General features: G+C 72.0%; 16 protein-coding genes and 2 pseudogenes. 10 read left to right on the top strand and 8 right to left on the bottom strand.

Features of this window, described 5'->3' with window-relative positions; translation table 11 throughout:
• Window positions 1-368: 368 nt before the first annotated feature.
• Both ABZY11_RS34735 and ABZY11_RS34730 read left to right on the top strand, forming a co-directional pair.
• Window positions 369-854, top strand: coding sequence for an Lrp/AsnC family transcriptional regulator (locus ABZY11_RS34735; RefSeq protein ID WP_356482986.1), 486 nt, complete (start codon window positions 369-371; stop codon window positions 852-854).
• Between the two features lie 25 nt (window positions 855-879).
• Complete coding sequence (locus tag ABZY11_RS34730; RefSeq protein ID WP_356482985.1) at window positions 880-1,611, top strand: HAD family phosphatase; 732 nt, start codon at window positions 880-882, stop codon at window positions 1,609-1,611.
• A 15-nt stretch (window positions 1,612-1,626) separates the two neighbouring features.
• On the opposite strand, the gene ABZY11_RS34725 is transcribed toward ABZY11_RS34730, so the two are convergent.
• Window positions 1,627-1,812: a hypothetical protein gene (locus ABZY11_RS34725; protein WP_356482984.1), complete on the bottom strand. Its 186-nt coding sequence runs from the start codon at window positions 1,810-1,812 to the stop codon at window positions 1,627-1,629.
• 17 nt (window positions 1,813-1,829) lie between these two features.
• Between ABZY11_RS34725 and ABZY11_RS34720 the strand changes: the two genes are divergently transcribed.
• The 4 genes from ABZY11_RS34720 (at window position 1,830) to ABZY11_RS34705 (ending at window position 7,941) form a co-directional block, all read left to right on the top strand.
• On the top strand, window positions 1,830-2,102 hold the full coding sequence (locus ABZY11_RS34720; RefSeq protein ID WP_356482983.1) for a hypothetical protein: 273 nt from the start codon (window positions 1,830-1,832) through the stop codon (window positions 2,100-2,102).
• Between the two features lie 217 nt (window positions 2,103-2,319).
• Window positions 2,320-3,558, top strand: a complete 1,239-nt coding sequence (locus ABZY11_RS34715; RefSeq protein ID WP_356482982.1) for a serine/threonine-protein kinase — start codon at window positions 2,320-2,322, stop codon at window positions 3,556-3,558.
• Between the two features lie 94 nt (window positions 3,559-3,652).
• Complete coding sequence (locus ABZY11_RS34710; protein WP_356482981.1) at window positions 3,653-4,216, top strand: hypothetical protein; 564 nt, start codon at window positions 3,653-3,655, stop codon at window positions 4,214-4,216.
• Window positions 4,217-4,458: 242 nt separating this feature from the next.
• Window positions 4,459-7,941 (top strand): M28 family peptidase, encoded by a 3,483-nt coding sequence (locus tag ABZY11_RS34705; RefSeq protein WP_356482987.1) that lies wholly within the window; start codon window positions 4,459-4,461, stop codon window positions 7,939-7,941.
• Window positions 7,942-8,001: 60 nt separating this feature from the next.
• Here the strand turns inward: ABZY11_RS34705 and ABZY11_RS34700 are convergent, their stop codons facing one another.
• Window positions 8,002-9,447 carry a helix-turn-helix transcriptional regulator gene (locus tag ABZY11_RS34700; protein WP_356482980.1) on the bottom strand — a complete coding sequence of 482 codons (1,446 nt, stop codon included), beginning with the start codon at window positions 9,445-9,447 and terminating at the stop codon, window positions 8,002-8,004.
• 545 nt (window positions 9,448-9,992) lie between these two features.
• Here ABZY11_RS34700 and ABZY11_RS34695 point away from each other — a divergent pair.
• On the top strand, window positions 9,993-10,952 hold the full coding sequence (locus ABZY11_RS34695) for a DUF3048 domain-containing protein (RefSeq protein ID WP_356482979.1): 960 nt from the start codon (window positions 9,993-9,995) through the stop codon (window positions 10,950-10,952).
• Between the two features lie 102 nt (window positions 10,953-11,054).
• On the opposite strand, the gene ABZY11_RS34690 is transcribed toward ABZY11_RS34695, so the two are convergent.
• On the bottom strand, window positions 11,055-11,177 hold the full coding sequence (locus ABZY11_RS34690) for a hypothetical protein (RefSeq protein WP_356482978.1): 123 nt from the start codon (window positions 11,175-11,177) through the stop codon (window positions 11,055-11,057).
• Window positions 11,178-11,487: 310 nt separating this feature from the next.
• Between ABZY11_RS34690 and ABZY11_RS34685 the strand changes: the two genes are divergently transcribed.
• Window positions 11,488-12,816 carry a geranylgeranyl reductase family protein gene (locus tag ABZY11_RS34685; RefSeq protein ID WP_356482977.1) on the top strand — a complete coding sequence of 443 codons (1,329 nt, stop codon included), beginning with the start codon at window positions 11,488-11,490 and terminating at the stop codon, window positions 12,814-12,816.
• Between the two features lie 66 nt (window positions 12,817-12,882).
• On the opposite strand, the pseudogene ABZY11_RS34680 reads toward ABZY11_RS34685, so the two are convergent.
• Both ABZY11_RS34680 and ABZY11_RS34675 read right to left on the bottom strand, forming a co-directional pair.
• Window positions 12,883-13,270: pseudogene (locus tag ABZY11_RS34680) on the bottom strand (esterase); the annotation flags it as partial.
• 47 nt (window positions 13,271-13,317) lie between these two features.
• Window positions 13,318-14,115, bottom strand: coding sequence for a LysR family substrate-binding domain-containing protein (locus ABZY11_RS34675; RefSeq protein WP_356482976.1), 798 nt, complete (start codon window positions 14,113-14,115; stop codon window positions 13,318-13,320).
• Between the two features lie 58 nt (window positions 14,116-14,173).
• Here ABZY11_RS34675 and ABZY11_RS34670 point away from each other — a divergent pair, with 58 nt between their 5' ends.
• The gene (locus tag ABZY11_RS34670) at window positions 14,174-14,578 is read left to right on the top strand and encodes a DUF5997 family protein (protein WP_356482975.1); all 405 of its coding nucleotides are present in this window, start codon (window positions 14,174-14,176) and stop codon (window positions 14,576-14,578) included.
• Between the two features lie 91 nt (window positions 14,579-14,669).
• Here the strand turns inward: ABZY11_RS34670 and ABZY11_RS34665 are convergent, their stop codons facing one another.
• Window positions 14,670-15,170 (bottom strand): nucleoside deaminase, encoded by a 501-nt coding sequence (locus ABZY11_RS34665; protein WP_356482974.1) that lies wholly within the window; start codon window positions 15,168-15,170, stop codon window positions 14,670-14,672.
• A 134-nt stretch (window positions 15,171-15,304) separates the two neighbouring features.
• Between ABZY11_RS34665 and ABZY11_RS34660 the strand changes: the two genes are divergently transcribed.
• Complete coding sequence (locus ABZY11_RS34660) at window positions 15,305-16,525, top strand: MFS transporter (protein ID WP_356482973.1); 1,221 nt, start codon at window positions 15,305-15,307, stop codon at window positions 16,523-16,525.
• Between the two features lie 22 nt (window positions 16,526-16,547).
• On the opposite strand, the gene ABZY11_RS34655 is transcribed toward ABZY11_RS34660, so the two are convergent.
• Window positions 16,548-16,787: a hypothetical protein gene (locus ABZY11_RS34655; protein WP_356482988.1), complete on the bottom strand. Its 240-nt coding sequence runs from the start codon at window positions 16,785-16,787 to the stop codon at window positions 16,548-16,550.
• Between the two features lie 217 nt (window positions 16,788-17,004).
• Window positions 17,005-17,058: pseudogene (locus ABZY11_RS34650) on the bottom strand (hypothetical protein); the annotation flags it as partial.
• Window positions 17,059-17,170: the final 112 nt, after the last annotated feature.

Below are 17,170 nucleotides of genomic sequence, written 5' to 3'. Positions count from 1 at the left end.
GTGGCCGTGCCGGTCTCCGGGGCGGGCGCGGGTACGGCCGCGGGGCTCGCCGCCCCCGAGACCGGCACGGCCACCGAGGCGGCCACCAGTGCGGCGAGCAGGCCGCGGCGCAGGCGGGAGCTGCGCGGATGGGACGGCATGGCGGGTTGTTCCTCCCGTACCTGGTGGCTTCGGCGCTTCGGTACAGAAGCTATGGAGGGCGGCCCGTAGTCGGCGTCCCACCGGGGTGTGAACCTTTTCCGTAGCTCTCAGGGACTACAGGTATGACACCTGGCCGGGGCACGGCCGCTCCGCTTCGGCAGGGCCTGTGCTGTGCCGTTGGTACAGTCACAGCCCGGATCGTCGTACCAGGAAGAGGCCAGCGGACCATGGCGGTGGACGCCCTCGACACCCGTATCCTCCGGTTGCTCATCGAGCAACCGCGTACCAGCGTCCGTGAGTACGCGCGCATCCTCTCCATCGCCCGGGGCACCCTCCAGGCCCGTATCGACCGGCTGGAGCGGGACGGTGTGATCACCGGTACCGGTCCGGTCCTGTCCCCCGCGGCGCTGGGCCACCCGGTGCTGGCCTTCGTCCATCTCGAAGTGACCCAGGGCCATCTCGACGAGGTCGGTGAGGCGCTCGCCGCGGTGCCCGAGATCGTCGAGGCCTTCTCGACCACGGGCGGCGGGGATCTGCTGGCGCGGGTGGTGGCCCGTGACAACGGGCACCTGGAGGATGTGATCCAGCGGCTGATCCAGTTGCCCGGAGTGGTCAGGACGCGTACCGAGGTGGCACTGCGGGAACGGGTGCCGCACCGGCTGCTTCCGCTCGTCGAATCCGTCGGCCGTACGGCGGTGGGGGGCCGGAAGTGATCACCGGCTTGGCATGCTTGGCGTCATGAGCTCTCCGCATCTCCCCGTACCGACCGTCGTCTTCGATCTCGACGCCACGCTGGTGGACAGCGAGCCGAACTACTACGAGGCGGCACGCCGCCTGCTGGCGGAGCACGGCGTGCCCGGCTTCACCTGGGCCGAACACCTCGCGTTCATCGGCATCGGTGTCCACGAGACGTTGGCGGCCCTGCGCTACAGGTACGGGATCGAGACGTCCGTCGACGAACTGGTGGCGGGCCAGGACGTCCGGTATCTGGAACTGGCCAGGTCGTCGACCGAAGTCTTTCCCCAGATGCGGGAGTTCGTGGAGCGGCTGCATCGGGAGGGCGTCGCCATGGCGGTGGCGTCGGGTTCGTCGCGGGCGGCGATCGAGGCGGTGCTGGAGGGCACGGGACTCGACGCCTGTCTCACCACGTACGTCTCCGCCGAAGAGGTGGCGCACGGCAAGCCGGAACCGGATGTGTTCCTGGAGGCGGCCCGGCGGCTGGGGGTGGCGCCCGCCGACTGTGTGGTGCTGGAGGACTCCGCCCCGGGCGCGGCCGCAGCGCATGCGGCGGGCATGCGCTGCATCGCGATTCCCTATGTGGCCGCGACGGCCTGCGATCCGGCCTTCGGGTCGGCCGGGCTTCTCTTCCGGGGCGGGCAGGGCGAGTTCACGGCGCAGGCGGCTTACGACTGGCTGTTCCCGGCGTCAGGATCCCGGCCCTCGCCCGCTCGGCGAGATCCGTCTTCCTGATCTTGCCGGTGGCGGTCATCGGGAAGGCTTCGACCAGCTCGATCCCGGGGACCTTATACGGCCATCGCCGTCACCGCCCAGCCGTGCAGGGCGGCGGCGGTCAGGGTGGAGCTGGCCGCGCACGACGATCCCGCCGCGTTCGCCGAGCGGCAGCGGCTCACCGGTGGCGAAGTCGACGACCATGAAGTCGGTGCCGGGCACGGGCAGAACTGGGCGGGATGGGGCTGGGGGGCGCCGTGCGGCTCGGCTACCGCAAGGAACTCGCGGCGATCGAGGACCCCGGGGAACGCGAGCGGGTCGCCGAGCTGTACGAGCACGGCAAGGCGGTCAACACGGCGGCGGCGCTGGAGATCGACGCGGCGAACGACGCGGTGATCGAACCTGCGGACTCCCGGGCCTGGATCCTCTCCGCGCTGGACGGCCGGTCACCGGATGACGCCGCCCCGGCCGCCGCGACCGGCGGCCTCCGTCCGTTCGTCGACACCTGGTGAGAGAGCCGCGGCCGGCGGAGCTCGCGGTCCGGGGCGGCTCCACGGGACCGCGGGGTCCGGCGGCCCGATATCCTGATCTTGCCGCGCGCCCCCCACCTCGCCCCGATCCCCGTCGGGTCGCCGCCGTGGCAGCAGAAGCGGCCCACAATTCGAGATTGGTGCACAGGTGCTGGTAGCTGGTCGGTACCGGTTGATATCCCCCATCGGCCGTGGCGGCATGGGTGAGGTGTGGCGTGCCGCGGACGAAGTGCTCGGCAGAGCGGTCGCCGTGAAGCTGCTGCTGGGCGACCACGCGGACGAGTCGGCCACCGCCCGGTTCCGGCTGGAGGCGCAGACCGCGGCCCGGCTGAGCCACCCTCATCTGGTGGCCGTGTTCGACTTCGGGTCCTGGGAGGACCGCTTCTACCTGGTGATGGAGCTCGTCGAGGGCCGGAGCCTGGGCGATCTGCTCGCGGCCGAGGAGCGGCTCGGCGCCGGACAGGTCGCCCGGATCGCCGGGCAGGCGGCCGCGGGGCTCGCCGCCGCCCACCGTCAGGGCATCGTGCACCGCGACATCAAGCCCGGGAACCTGATGCTGGACGCCGAGGGCTCCGTCAAGATCGGCGACTTCGGCATCGCCCAGTTCGTCGACGACCCCTCCGCCGCGCTGACGACCACGGGACAGATCGTCGGCACCAGTCTCTATCTCGCCCCGGAGCGTGCCCTGGGCCATACGGCCGGTGCGGCGTCCGACATGTACTCCCTCGGCTGTGTGATCTACCAACTCCTGCTGGGGGAGCCGCCGTTCCGCTCGGACACGGCGACCGCCACGCTCTATCAACATGTCGATACGCCGCCCGTGCCGCTCAGACAGCGGGGCGTCGACCTGTCCCCCGCCTTCGACTCCTATCTGCTCGGGCTGCTCGCGAAGCAGCCCGAGGACCGGCCCGGCGCCCAGCAGGTCGCCGAGTGGTTCCAGAGCGATGCCTGGCGCGGTCAGCCGGAGCCGCTGCCGATGTACGCGCCCGCTCCTCCCCCCGCGATGACCAGTGTTCCGCCCGCCTCCGCAACCCCTCCGGCCGGGACGGGCCTGCCGCGCACCCCGGCAGCCGCTCCCGGGTACGCCCCCGCGCCGACGGCCGGGACCGCCGAGCAGGGCGGCGTGACGACGTATCGGATGCCGCAGTCCGGTGGCCGACGACGGCGCCCGGCGGAACGGACCGCGCCCGTCCAGCGGCTCGCCGGCGCTCGGGAGGCGATCAGACGCCGGCCCAGGGTGGCGAGTGCCATCGCCGGTACGGTCGCCTTCATCGCGGCCGTGTACCTGGGGATGACCCTGTTCTCCCCGGACTCCGGTTCGGCCACCCCGGACACCGGCTCGACCGCGACCACCGAACCCGAGCCGTCCGGCCCCTCGTCCGCACCTGAGCAGCCGGCCCAGGGCGAACAGGACGAGCAGGACGACGACGAGGACTGACCCCGTCAAGCAACCGTCAGGACCCTCCACCGCGACGTCAGCGCTTCGTCAACAAAGGCCCGTCGCACCGGCCGGATTGCCTAGCGTCACCACCATGGAACGCCGCATCATCCGGGGCGCGCCCGGCCGCCGCATCGGCCGGGGCAAGCCTCCCCGCGACACGACCGCCCACGACCACGGCTGGGCCGCGGACCTGCGCTTCGCGGTCCACTGCGCCGTCGCGCTGCTCGGGCTGCTGCTGGCCGTCGACGCGGCGGCCGGTCATCTCACCTGGCCGCGCGCCCTGTTGTGGACGGGGCTGGCCGCCCTGTTGGGTGCGGTCCTGGTGCCGCCACGGGTCCGCGCGGGTGCCGGGTGGCTCTCCTGCCGGGGTCTGTTGCGCGAGCGGACCGTGCGCACCGACCGGCTCGTGTCGGCGCGCTGGTCGGACGGCGTCGCCCAGCGGCTGGTGCTCCGGGACGCCGACGGGTGCCGGATCGAGGTCGACCCGGCGGTGTTCCTCGCGAATCCGGCGCTGTGGCACCGGCTGGACGAGGACGCCCGGGGCTGCGTGGAGCGCGGAACGCTGCGGTGCGGGGCGACGGCACTGCGGCAGTTGGCCGACCGCATCGACCGCGGACACGCGCGAACGGTGTTCACGATCTCCGGACTGGAGTAACCACTCCACGCACCACCGCCGTTGTGCGATCCCACCAACTCCGGCTTGACCAAACTTGCCAAGTCCCCCGGCACCCCTCGCAGTTCGTTGACGAGTCCATGACGACATGTGAGTGTTCGGTCGCTCGATCACGGACACCGGGGCGCGGGCGGCCGACGAAGGCCGGGGCAAGTGCGTCATCGTACGCGGCTGACCGTGATCGAGGCCCCCCGAATCAAGGAGCCTCGATGAAACTCAGACCGATGACGGCCGGGACGACCCTGGCCGTCCTCGCCGGAATGCTGGTCGTCACCGGCGGGCAGGCGGCATCCGCCGAGCCGTCCCCGCCCGCCCCCTCCGCGCTCTCGGCAGCCGTGTCCGCGGCCGACCGGGCAGCCGCCAGCGGCCTCGACACCCTGGCCAAGGGGCCCGAAGAGCGGTACGAGCGACAGATGGTGACCCCTTGGGTCAAGGGTCTGTACTCCGTCGCGTACCAGCGCACCTACCGCGGCCTGCCGGTCGTCGGCGGGGACGCCGTCGTGGTGGCCGACTCCGAGGGCCGGGTCCGCGGCACCCAGTCCGCGGTGTCCCGGCGGATCAACGTACCGACCACGCCGACCGTTTCCGCCCGGGCGGCCGAGACCACCGCCCGCAAGAAGCTCCGCACGGTACAGCGGGTGGAATCGCGCCGCCTCGTGGTCCGCGCCACGGAGAAGTCCTCCCGGCTGGCGTGGGAGACGGTACTCACCGGACGCACCGCCAAGGCCCCCAGCCGACTGCATGTCTTCGTCGACGCGGGCAGCGGCAAGGTGATCGACAGCTACGACGACGTCAAGGCGGGCACCGGCAACAGCCAGTGGAACGGTCCGTCACCGCTGGCCATCGACACCACCTCGTCGGGCGGCAGCTACTCGCTGCGCGACCCGAACCGGCCCGGGCTGAGCTGCGCCGACTACAGCACGGGCAGTGTCTTCACCAAGTCGAGCGACTCCTGGGGCACCGGCAACGCCTCCAGCAAGGAGACCGGCTGCGTCGACGTCATGTGGGCGGCGCAGCACGAGTGGAACATGCTCAAGGACTGGCTGGGCCGCAACGGGCACAACGGCAACGGCGGCAGCTGGCCGGTCACAGTCGGGCTGAACGACGTCAACGCCTACTGGGACGGCTCCTCGGTCTCCATCGGCCACAACAACGCCAACCAGTGGATCGGCGCGATGGACGTGGTGGGCCATGAGTTCGGCCACGGCATCGACCAGTTCACGCCCGGCGGTGCCAACAACGAGTCCGGTCTCGGTGAGGCCACCGGCGACATCATGGGCGCCCTGACCGAGGCGTACACCAATGAGCCGGCCCCGTACGACGACCCGGACTACACCGTCGGCGAGAAGATCGACCTGGTCGGCAACGGGCCGATCCGGATCATGTACAACCCGGGGCAGATCGGCGACCCGAACTGCTACAGCTCCTCGATACCCAACACCGAGGAGCACGCCGCGGCCGGTCCGCTGAACCACTGGTTCTATCTGCTGGCCGAGGGGTCGAATCCGGGCGGCGGCAAGCCGTCCAGTCCCACCTGCAACAGCTCGTCGGTCACCGGAGTCGGCATCCAGAGCGCCGGCAAGGTCTTCTACGGCGGCATGCTGCTGAAGACGAGCGGGATGACCTACAAGCGCTACCGCACGGCCACGCTGACCGCCGCGAAGAACCTCGACCCGGGCTGTGTGCTCTTCGACCGGACCAAGGCCGCCTGGGACGCCATCAGCGTCCCCGCGCAGAGCGGCGACCCGAGCTGTACGCCCAGTGGCAACAACGACTTCACGATGTCCCTGGACCCGGGGTCGGGCTCCGTGAAGCCGGGCAGTTCGGTGACCGCCACGGTGCGGACCACGGTCAGCTCCGGGAGTGCGCAGACCGTCGCCCTGTCGGCAAGCGGCCTGCCGAGCGGTGTCACCGCGACCTTCAGCCCGTCGTCGATACAGGCCGGGGCGTCCTCGACGATGACGGTGTCGGCGTCCTCGAACGCCACTCCCGGCGCGTACACCTTCACGGTGAAGGGTGACGGCACCCAGAGCCACACCGCGCAGTACACCCTGACCGTCGACAACGGGGGCGGCAATCCGGGCGGCAGCGCACCGGACATCAGCGTCGCCAACGTGCAGGCGCACCTCACGCAGCTGAACAGCATCGCCACCCAGAACGGCGGCAACCGCCGGGCCGGCAGCGCCGGTTACACGGCCTCTCTCGCCTATGTGAAGAGCAAGCTGCAGGCCGCCGGCTACACCGTCAGCGAGCAGACCTGCACCAGCTGCACCTACCGCGGCAACAACCTGATCGCCGACTGGCCGGGCGGCCCGTCCGACCAGACGATCATGTTCGGCGCCCACCTGGACGGCGTCTCGGCCGGCCCCGGCATCAACGACAACGGCTCGGGCTCGGCCACCCTGCTGGAGAACGCCCTCGCGCTCGCCCAGCGGAACCCGACCATGACCAAGCACGTCCGGTTCGCCTGGTGGAACGGCGAGGAGCAGGGGCTCCAGGGCTCCGAGTACTACGTCGGCCAGCTCAGCGCGGCCCAGCGCAGCGCCATCAAGGCGTACTACAACTTCGACATGGTGGCCTCGACCAACGGCGGCTACTTCATCAACAACGTCAACTCGGCCGCCTCGGCGCCGATGAAGGAGTACTGGGACTCGCTGAACCTCGCGCCGGAGGAGAACGTCGAGGGCCAGGGCCGGTCCGACGACTACTCCTTCCAGCAGGGCGGCATCCCCACTTCCGGTTACGCGACCGGCGCCAGCGACACCAAGACGTCGGCGCAGGCCGCCAAGTGGGGCGGCACGGCGGGCCGTTCCTACGACTCCTGCTACCACTCGTCCTGTGACACCACGGCCAACATCAACGCGACCGCGCTCGACCGCAGCGCCGACGGTGTCGCGTACACCGTATGGAAGACCTCGGTCGGCACCACCGCGCCGGCCGACGACTTCTCCGTCTCGGTGAAGCCGGTCTCGGGCAACGTCCAGCCGGGCGGCTCGGTCACCGCGAGCGTGTCCACCGCGACGACCGGCGGCTCCGCGCAGACCGTGAAACTGACGGCCTCCGGTGCGCCGAGCGGCGTCACCGTCTCCTTCGACCCGGCGTCCGTGCAGTCGGGCTCCTCCTCGACGATGACCGTCTCCGCCGGGGCCCAGGCCGCGGCGGGCACGTACACCATCACGGTGACCGGCACCGGCACGGCCACCCACGCCACCACGTACTCGCTCGTCGTCGGTGGCGGCGGCACCTGCCAGGCCCGGCAGGTCGTCGTCAACGGCGGCTTCGAGGACGGCGTCGCCCCATGGAGCCAGACGGACGGTGTGATCAACAACCGGACGTCGGAGAAGCCGGCCCACACGGGCGCGTACACGGCCTGGCTCGGGGGCTGGGGATCCACGCACTCGGACACCGCCTCGCAGTCGCTGACCGTTCCGTCGGGCTGCTCGACCTACAAGCTGTCGTTCTATCTGCGCACCGACACGGACGAGTCGGCGGGCGACCCGACCGCGTACGACACGTTCACCGTGAAGCTGGGCACCAAGACGCTCGCGACGTACTCCAACACGGACGCCACGAGTACCTACGTCGAGAAGACCTTCGACGTCGGCGCCTTCGCCGGCCAGACGGTCACGCTCGGATTCACCAGCAATGAGGACGCCTATCTGCAGACCAGCTTCGTCGTGGACGACGTGACGCTGAACGCCGGCTGATCCTCGGTCAGTGCGCCATCCGGGGCGGGGCGTGTGCACACACGTCCCGCCTCCGGTGTCTCAGCGGACGACGGCCGCCAGCCTGCGGGTGAAGTCGTCGGTCTCCGGCCGGTCGTCGTGCCGGGCCGCCAACCGGCTGTGCAGTCCGCGCAGTTCCTGTCCGAGCAGTGTCGACCCGATGACCTCGGTGGTGTCCAGAACCGGTCCCGCGATGGCGATCGCCGCCTGCGGATCCTGGGCGCAGGCGTGCGCGTCCGCCATCCGTACCAGGAACAGCATCCGCGCCGAATGCATCCCCGGCGGGAGCAGCCCCAGCGCGGTACGGGCCGCCGCCACCGCGCGCAGCGCCAGCCGCCGGTCCCCGGTGGCCGCCGCGAGGTCCCGCAGCGCCCCGGCGGCGCCGGACTCCACCCGCAGGCGCACGGAGGCGACGGACAGCCAGGGCGCCTCCGTCTCGTCCTGTTCGCCGACCCGGTCCAGCTGCGACCAGGCACGGTCGATGTGGCCCAGAGTCTGTCGCGCGTCGCCGCGTACCGCGTGCCCGCGCGCCAGGTACAGATCGCTCATCGCACCCGCCCAGTTCCGGCCGGCGGCCGCCTGCCGGATCGCGCCTCCGTAGGCGAGGGCGGACGGGCCGTCGCCCTCCAGCCGCGCCAGTGTGCTCATGTCGCTGAGCGCGGCGACTTCCGTTCCGACATGACCGGCCAATCCGGCCCAGACCAGCGACCGGTCGAGCCAGGCCATCGCCGTCGCGTTGCGGCCCCACAGCAGTCGCAGGCAGCCGGCGGACTGTGCGTACTCGGCGGCCAGTGGCGCGAGTTGGCGTTGGTAGGGCGCCGCGGGCAGGGCCATCCAGCGGAGCATCGCGTGCAGGGTGCGCTCGACCACGACGGTCGCTCCGGGCCAGGCGCGCTCCTCGTCGGCCCGCAGGCAGACGGCGAGCAGCGCCGTCAGGGCATGCACCGTGTCGATGTCCAGCGGGGGGCACGCCACGGTGGCCGGGCCGAGAGAGCAGAAGGCCGAGTGCAGGGCGACGACATCGGCGAGCACGGGGACGGTGCAGCCGTCCCGGCCGTGCACCGGGCACATCAGCCCGTAGCTGGGCAGGCGGACGGGCAGGACGGTGTCCGGCGGCAGCATCCCGAGCAGGGCGCCTCCCGCGGGCTCCCCGGGGAGCGGGCCCTGCCGTGCGGGGGCCGGTGCGGTGCGTGCTGCCGCGCTCTCCCCGTCGGTGGCGCCGGCGCCCGCGGCCTCCGCCGCCTCGCAGGCGACGAGGAGGGCACCACCCGCCGACAACAGTTCGTCCAGCCTGCGGGCCAGCGGCAGCGGTGTCCTGCGGGTGCCGTGCTCCAGTTTGCTGATGGCGGTGTGGTCGTATCCGACGCGGGCGCCCACCTGGGCCTGGGTGAGCCCGGCACGCCTGCGCCACTGACGCAACCGGGCGCCGAAGGCCCGCCACGCCTCCGCGGTACGGGCATCCGGCGCGGGGCCCATGCCCTCGGTCACCCGGCACTCCGCCGAGCCCCGCCGGCTGCCCCGCCCGTGCCACGCTCATGGCTCATAGCCGGGAAGGATAGCGAGCGCGTGGGCGCGCTGTCCCCGGTGCGACGGGAAGATGGCGCCTTCCCGTTCCTTTCCATTCCATTCCCGACAGTGCGTCATTTCCCTTTCTCCGCACGCAGGATGGGGCGAAGGAGCCAGGACGACCCGGTGGCCGGGAAGAGTCACCGAGGAGCCGCATGAACCGGTCGCCCGCCGGGCATATGACGGGTGACCGACAGGGGGTGGTGGCAGTGGGCCGCATCAGGATCGTCCGACGACCGCAGCTGCCGTCCCGGCCCCCGCCCCTGGACCTGAGGACCCCGTCCGGCCGCCCGCTGCCGTACTGAGCGCGGGGGCCGGCACACCGCCGTACGTCCGCCGAGGACCGCCCGTCCGGCCCCGCGGGAAGCCACGGGGCGCCCTTCTGCGTGATGATGGGCAGGGAGCCGTCGCGGCGAGCGGCAGTAGCCGGTGGCGTCGCGTCGGCCGACTCGGAAGGGGCGGCCGTCATGCACGCATCCGGGACGAAGAGGCCGGCCGCGGCGCCGACGGTCGTACTGGCGCTGCTCGTCGCGGCACTGGCCGGCTGCCGGGGCGGCGGCACAACTGCCCCCTCACCGAGCGGCCCCGTTCCGCCCGCGTCCGCCGGAGCGCGCGCCCACGTCCTCGCCGTGAAGATCGACAACGTCGCTCCTGCCCGCCCGCAGACCGGGCTCGACCGGGCGGACATCGTCTATGTGGAGCAGGTCGAGGCCGGTCTCAGCCGCATACTCGCCGCCTATTCGTCCCGGCTGCCACCCGTGGTCGGCCCGGTGCGCAGCGCCCGGGAGACGGACCTGGAGTTGCTCCGCCAGTTCGACCGGCCGACGCTCGCCTTCTCCGGGGCCCAGGCCAAGCTCCTCCCGGCCATCGCGGCGGCCCCGTTGGACCCGCTGCCTCCCGAGAAGGATCCGAACGCGTACTTCCGCAGGAGCGACCGCGCGGCACCGCACAACCTCTATCTGCGCCCCGGCCGGACACCGCACGCCACCACCGGTGTGAACGCGGCCGAGGACATCGGGCTGCGGTTCGCCGCCGCGGTGCCGGGCGGCAGGCCCGTCGCCGGTCGCACGGTGCGGTATCCGGCGGCGCGCTTCGCGTTCACCTGGTCCGCCGAGCGGCGTCAGTGGCTCGTTTCCATGGATGGCACACCGGCCCGTACGGCCGAAGGCGCCCGGCTCGGCGCGGCCGATGTGGTGGTGCAGTACGTGACCGTGCGCCCCTCCCTGTACAAGGACCGGCGGGGCAGCACATCCCCGTACACCGAGACCGTGGGCTCGGGCTCCGCCGTGGTGCTGCGCAACGGCAAGGAGTACGACGTCCGTTGGTCGCGGCCGGCGGCCGGTGCCGTGACCTCCTTCACCACCCGGGACGGTGAGCGCATGACGTTCGCGCCGGGCCAGGTCTGGATCGTCTTCGCACAGAAGTGAGACGACCGGCGGGCCACCCGCTGCGGCGGACGGGTGCTCGCGGTCCTGCGCCACCTGGTCGGCGTGCCACCTGGAGCCCTGGCTGCGCCCGTCCGGCGTGGCTCAACGCCGCCGTGCGGCGGCGTACCGGCTCAGGACGAGGGCCTCGACGTGGGCCATGTGCTGGATCTCGGTGGGGTCGACGCTCTCGTTGGGGGCGTGGATGAGGCACTGCGGCTCCTCCACGCCCATCAGGATGATCTCGGCACGCGGAGGCGATGGTGTCGGCGGGAAGGGGCGACGGAACTCATGCGGCGCAAGTCGGGACCGGGCAAGGGACTTCGACTCACCGGACGAGCCCCATCAGAGAGTCCCTTTCACCCGAGCAACTGGTCGGCAAAGGTAAATACCATGGTTTCAGATGTTTCGCATCTTGGGGTCCCCGCAGGAAGGTGCCGGATTTCCGGACCGGCGGACGCACCGGCCGTCCTTGATCGATGATGAGGCGGACGACTGCCGTCCCCGGTACGGCACCGGCTCCAGGAAGGGGTTCCCAATGCGGGAAACGACGCCAGACCGGTCCGAGTCGGATGCTCGGTCCGACCACGGCCCGGACGAGGAAGCCCAGGTGATCGTGGTGGGGGCAGGGCCCGCGGGATCGGCCGCGGCCTTCCACCTCGCCAGGGCGGGCGTCGATGTCCTGCTGCTGGAGAAGTCCCACTTCCCCCGGGAGAAGGTGTGCGGGGACGGTCTGACGCCGCGTGCGGTGCAACAGCTCATCAGGATGGGCATCGACATCAAGGCTCCGGGGTGGGCCCGCTCGCGCGGTATGCGCTGGGTGGCCGGGGACCATCAGGTGCACATCGACTGGCCCGCGCTCGGCCGTTATCCGGACTTCGGTCTCTCGCGCAGCCGGCACGATTTCGACGACATCCTCGCCCGGCACGCCGTCGCCGCCGGGGCACGGCTGCGCAGCGGTGTGAAGGTTACCCAGCCGCTGACCGACCGGGCCGGCCGCATCACCGGTGTCACCGCCACGACCGGGTCGAAGGAGCCCCTGGCCTTCCACGCACCGATCGTGATCGCCGCCGACGGCGCCTCCGCCCGCCTCGCCCTCGCCATGGGCCTGCAACGGGACCGGAGCAGGCAGATCGCGACGGCCGCCCGCCGCTACTACCGCAGCCCCGAGCGCTCCACGGAGGAGTATCTGGAGCTGTGGGCCGACCTCCGGTTCCCCGGGAGCGATCACTACCTGCCCGGATACGGCTGGATCTTCCCCATGGGCGACGGCCGCGTCAACGTCGGTCTCGGCGCGCTGCCGCACCGGCGGCACGGAAAGGCGGACCTGCGCGCCACGTTGGACGAGTGGCTGGCCCGTACCCCCGAGTCCTGGGGTCTGCGCGAGGAGAACGCGGAGGGCCCCGTCCGCAGCGCGGCCCTTCCGCTGGGCTTCAACCGCCATCCCCTCTACACCCGCGGGCTGCTGCTCGTCGGCGACTCGGGAGGCATGATCAGCCCCTGGAACGGCGAGGGCATCGGCCAGGCCATGGAGGCCGGTGAGGTCGCCGCCGAGACCGCGACGCTGGCTCTGGCCCTGCCCCGGGGACCGAGGCGCGAGCAGGTGCTGCACGGCTACCCGGTCGAGATGAACCGCCGCTGGGGCCGCTACTACCGCCTCGGCAACACGGCCGCCGACCTGGTCTTCAGCCGTTCCGGATTCCAGCCGGTCCTCAACCGTTACGTCATGGGGTCGCCCTTCCTGCTCAACACCCTGGCCCGGCTGCTCACCAACCTCACCGACAAGCCCTCGCACGACCTGGTCGACCATCTGCTCAACGGCGTCGTACGTCTCGTACCGGAACCGAAGGTACGGCGCAGGAGCTGAGCCCCGGGCCGTGCGGCGGGCACGGCAGGCGCACCGGGCGGTCCTCGGTGCGCCTGGCCCCGGCCACTCGTCGATCGCGGCCCCGTACGCCGCGTCCAGCGACGGAGCGTGCAGCGAGCCCCCGCCCTAGGTCCACGAGCCGCCGGCCGTGACCCCGGCCCGGCCGGCCGAGGGCACCCACACCACACCGAGCCGGTGTTCTGACCGGGTGCGGAGGCCAGCAGGCCGTAGCGGCGTCCCGGTTCGGGTCGGTCAGCCCGACCTGGCCGCCCCGGCGGTCGCCCTTCTTGGCTGTGCCGGGCACCCGTGCGGAGTTCTGGTCGCATGGCCCGGCGCCCGTGGCGGTCAGTCCGTCCGCCGCGCCCCGCAGCACCCATACCGCTCCCGCGTCCGCCACCGCGCCGATGTCCTCGCCGGACGCGCCGATCGCCACGTCCGCGTACCCGTCGCCGTCGGCCCGTTCGACCGCGCGTGACACAAAAGGGTTGTACGGAGCGCGCGCTACGAACGGCGGCGGGGCTTGCCGCGTTTGGCGGCCCTGGCGCCGCCGGAACCGGCCCGGGTGCTCTTCCCGCCCGATTTGCCGGCCGACCTGCCGCCCGACTGGCCGGTCGCCTTTCCCGCTGCGGGCTTCCGCCGCGCCGCGCCCGCGTCGGCGCGCTTGCTCTTCGGCTGCGCCGGGGGCTTGGGGCGGCCCCTCGTGCTGTTGACGGTCCGCCCGCGCACGATCCCGATGAACTCCTCCACCAGATCGGTGGTCTCGTCCTCCAGCCACGACAGCGCGACACGGGATTCGGGGGCGTCCGGCACCGGCCGGTACGTGAGGTCCTTGCGGTGGTGCAGGCGGGCCAGCGACTGCGGTACGACGAGCAGCCCCACCCCCGCCGCCACCAGCTCGACGGCGTCCGCCGTGGTGGCGGGACGCTCGTTGGCGGGCCGCCCCGGGCGGTCCTCCCAGTCGAGGGTGTCGTCGAGGGGGTGCAGCACGATGTCATCGGCCAGGTCCTCGGCGGAGACCTCGTCGACCGTCGCCATGACGTGGTCCTTCGGGACCACGACCACCGTCGTCTCGGTGTAGAGGGGAATGGCGCTGAGGGCCGTCCGGTCGATCGGCAGCCGTACGAGACCGGCGTCGGCCTCACGTCCCCGCAGCGCGTCGGACGCCTCGGCGGCCGACACCCCCACGAGGGTCAGCGGGACGTCGGGCAGCCGCTCGTTCCAGATCCGCACCCACTTTCCGGGTGTCACCCCCGGGACATACGCGAGCCGGAACGAAGGGGTTTCTTCCGAGCTTGTCACTCCGCCAGGTTACCGGCCCTGGTCAGAGGTAGCGCACATGCTCGATACCCTTGTCGGCATGACGTCGCACAAGACCGCCCAGACGATGAAGCCCGCAACCGCGGCAAAGAAGCTGGGTGTGTACCTAGAGGCCACCCCCGCCGAGTTCCAGGAGGGTGTCGTCTCGCGCACCGAACTGAACGCACTGCAGGCCGATCCGCCCGAGTGGCTGCAGGAGCTGCGACGCAACGGCCCGCACCCCCGGCCGGTGGTCGCCGCGAAGCTGGGTGTCTCGATCTCGGGTCTCGCCCGGGGCGGAATCACCGAAGCCCTCACGACGGAGCAGATCGAGGCGCTGAAGAAGGAAGCCCCCGACTGGCTCCAGCAGGAACGCGTCACTCAGGCGGAGGTCCGGAAGGAAGCGGTGCGCATCAAGGAGAAGAAGGCGGCGCGCGAGGACCGGTCCGAGGGCCCGCGTTCCTGATGACGCCTGCCCCGGGCCGGGCGGGACTTCGCCGACACGGATCAGGGTCTGACCGACCCTGATCCGCGGGGCTCGACCCGAACAGGAAGTCTTAGACGCCCGACATCCGGGCGTGCAGCGCGCGGATCTCGTCGGCGAGCGACGCCTCGGGGCCTGCCACCGGGATGCCCGGAGCGACGGCGTTGATGGGGAGGGCCGCGACCGGCCCCGCGTCGAATCCCCAACTCCGGCGCCACGCCACGAGTTGTTCGCTGCTCGACGCGTACACGACGCGGCCCAGGCCGACCCAGGCGTGGGCCGCGCTGCACATCGGGCAGTGCTCACCGGATGTGTAGACGACGCTCGTACGCCGCTCCTGCGGGGACAGGTTCTCGGCCGCCCAGCGTGCGATCTCGAACTCCGGGTGGCGGGTCGCGTCGCCGTCCTTGACCCTGTTGCGGTCCTCGAAGCGGACCGTGCCGCGCTCGTCCACCAGGAGCGAGCCGAACGGCTCGTCACCGGCCGTGAGCGCCTCGCGCGCGAGGTCGACGCAACGGCGGAGGAACTCGCGGTCCTCCGCTGTGGGAGTCTGAGGCTCGTTCACTGTGCTCATGGCGCCAGGCTAACAGCCTCGCCGTATTCGGTATACCATTTACGCCACAGTGGACGGCCCCGCTGCGGCCCTCCTTCGCATGCCGACCGGCCGCGACGGCCGGTCCGTCTACGGCGCCACGGAGGCATGAGCCAGTGAGGAACGCAACGGCGGACAGCGCCGCGCGGGAAACGGTCTGGAACGCACCGGGCATGCCCGCGCTGCTGCTCCTGACGGCCACGGGATTCTCGGGGTTCGCGGTGCTGCTGCCCACCGCGCCGCTCTGGGCGGTGGACGGCGGGGCCGATGCCGCCGGCGCCGGTTCGGTCAACGCGGTCCTGATGCTCTGCACCGTGCTCGCCCAGACCCTGGTCCCGACGGCGATACGCCATCTCGGCTGGCGTACCACCCTGGTCTGCGGGATGGTCCTGCTCGGCACCCCCGCGCTCCTGCACCTGCTGACCGCGCACCTCGGCGCGGTGCTCGCCCTCGCCGCGGTGCGCGGACTCGGGTTCGGGGTGCTCACGGTCTGCGGCGCCACCGCCGTCGCCGAACTCGTCGAGCCGGCCCGGCGCGGGAAGGCGGTCGGCGCCTACGGTCTGGCGATCGCCGGGCCTCAGTTCATCCTGGTCTCGACCGCGCCCTGGGCCGCGGAGAACCTCGGCTTCGAGGTCGTGTTCGCCGTCGGCGCGCTGCCCCTGCTCGGCGTACTGCCCGCGCTGCGCCTCGCCCGTCGGCTGCACGAGCACCCGGCCGGGACCGAGGACCCGCCCCGCCGCGACACCTCGGAGGGCGGGCGCACCGCGTACCTTCCGCTGATCCCGCCGATGCTGCTCCTGCTCGGCGCCACGACGGCCGGTGGCGCCCTGATCACCTTCGCGCCGCAGATGAGCAGCGACCCCACCGCGACGCTGGCGGGGCTGCTGCTCCTGACGGGAACGGCGGCCGTTGCCCGGTGGCGGTTCGGGGCACTGGCCGACCGGTACGGCACCCGCCCGTTCCTCTGGCCCCTCGTGATCGTCACGGCCGTCGGGCTCACCCTGACGGCGTGGGCGGTGACCACGCCGGAGGCGACCGGGGTGGTTCCGCTGCTGGCCGGGACGGCCCTGGTCGGGGTCAGCTACGGCGGACTCCAGAACCTGACCCTGGTGGATGCCTTCGCCGCCGTCGACCGCCGGTCCAGCGGTGTCGCGAGCGCCGTGTGGAACATCGGGTTCGACGCCGGAACGGGACTGGGCGCCCTCCTCGTCGGCTACCTCGCGACGGGCGCCTCGTTCTCCCTGGCACTCATGGCCACGGCCGTGCTCTCCCTCGTCACGCTGCCGCTCGCCTTCGTACGTCGGCGCGAGGCCGGCCCCCACCATCCGGCCGACTGACACCGAGGCATTTGGTATACCGTTACTGCATGGATCGGGTGATACTGACGAACGTCCGCCCCTGGGGTGCGGCGGGCCCATCGTCGACCGGGCCCTGCGTACGGGGCAGCAGGGCAAGGTGACGGTCTCGCACGGCTTCGCCCTGGGCGAGTTCGCGGCGAACCGGCAGCAGAGCCTGCGCGGAGGCCGGTGCCTTCTGGGCGACCGTGGCCCCGGTCCGCACCGCACCGCGCCGCCACCCCGGCGCGGGATGCGCGAGCACGGCGTCCCGATCGGCCTCGGCACCGACGGAATCCGGGATCTGTGGTCGCCGTACGGTGACACCAGGCCATCCCGACGGGCAGACCGCTGGAACGCAGCAGGTCCAGGCTGACGGCGGAGATCATCGTGCCCCAGATGGTGTGGTTCTCCTCCGGAGGCAGGCCCGCCACGCAGATCGGCAGGACGGGGGCGTCACGGATGGTCATCGCCTCGCCGTGGAAGACGGGCTGCGGCTTGCTCTCGGCGAAGGCGTATCCGTGGTACTCCCCCATCGGCCCCTCGGGCGCGGTCTCGTCCGGGCTGATGTACCAGTTCCTCAGCCTGTTGCGGCGCGCGGCGCAGCGGCGGTGGCGGTGACTGCGCCGCCGCGGCGCGCCGTTCGCG

Source organism: Streptomyces sp. NPDC006510, from assembly GCF_040611955.1.
Lineage (GTDB): Bacteria > Actinomycetota > Actinomycetes > Streptomycetales > Streptomycetaceae > Streptomyces.
Note: the sequence above shows the minus strand (reverse complement) of the source record. Positions and strands in the feature narration are given on the sequence as shown.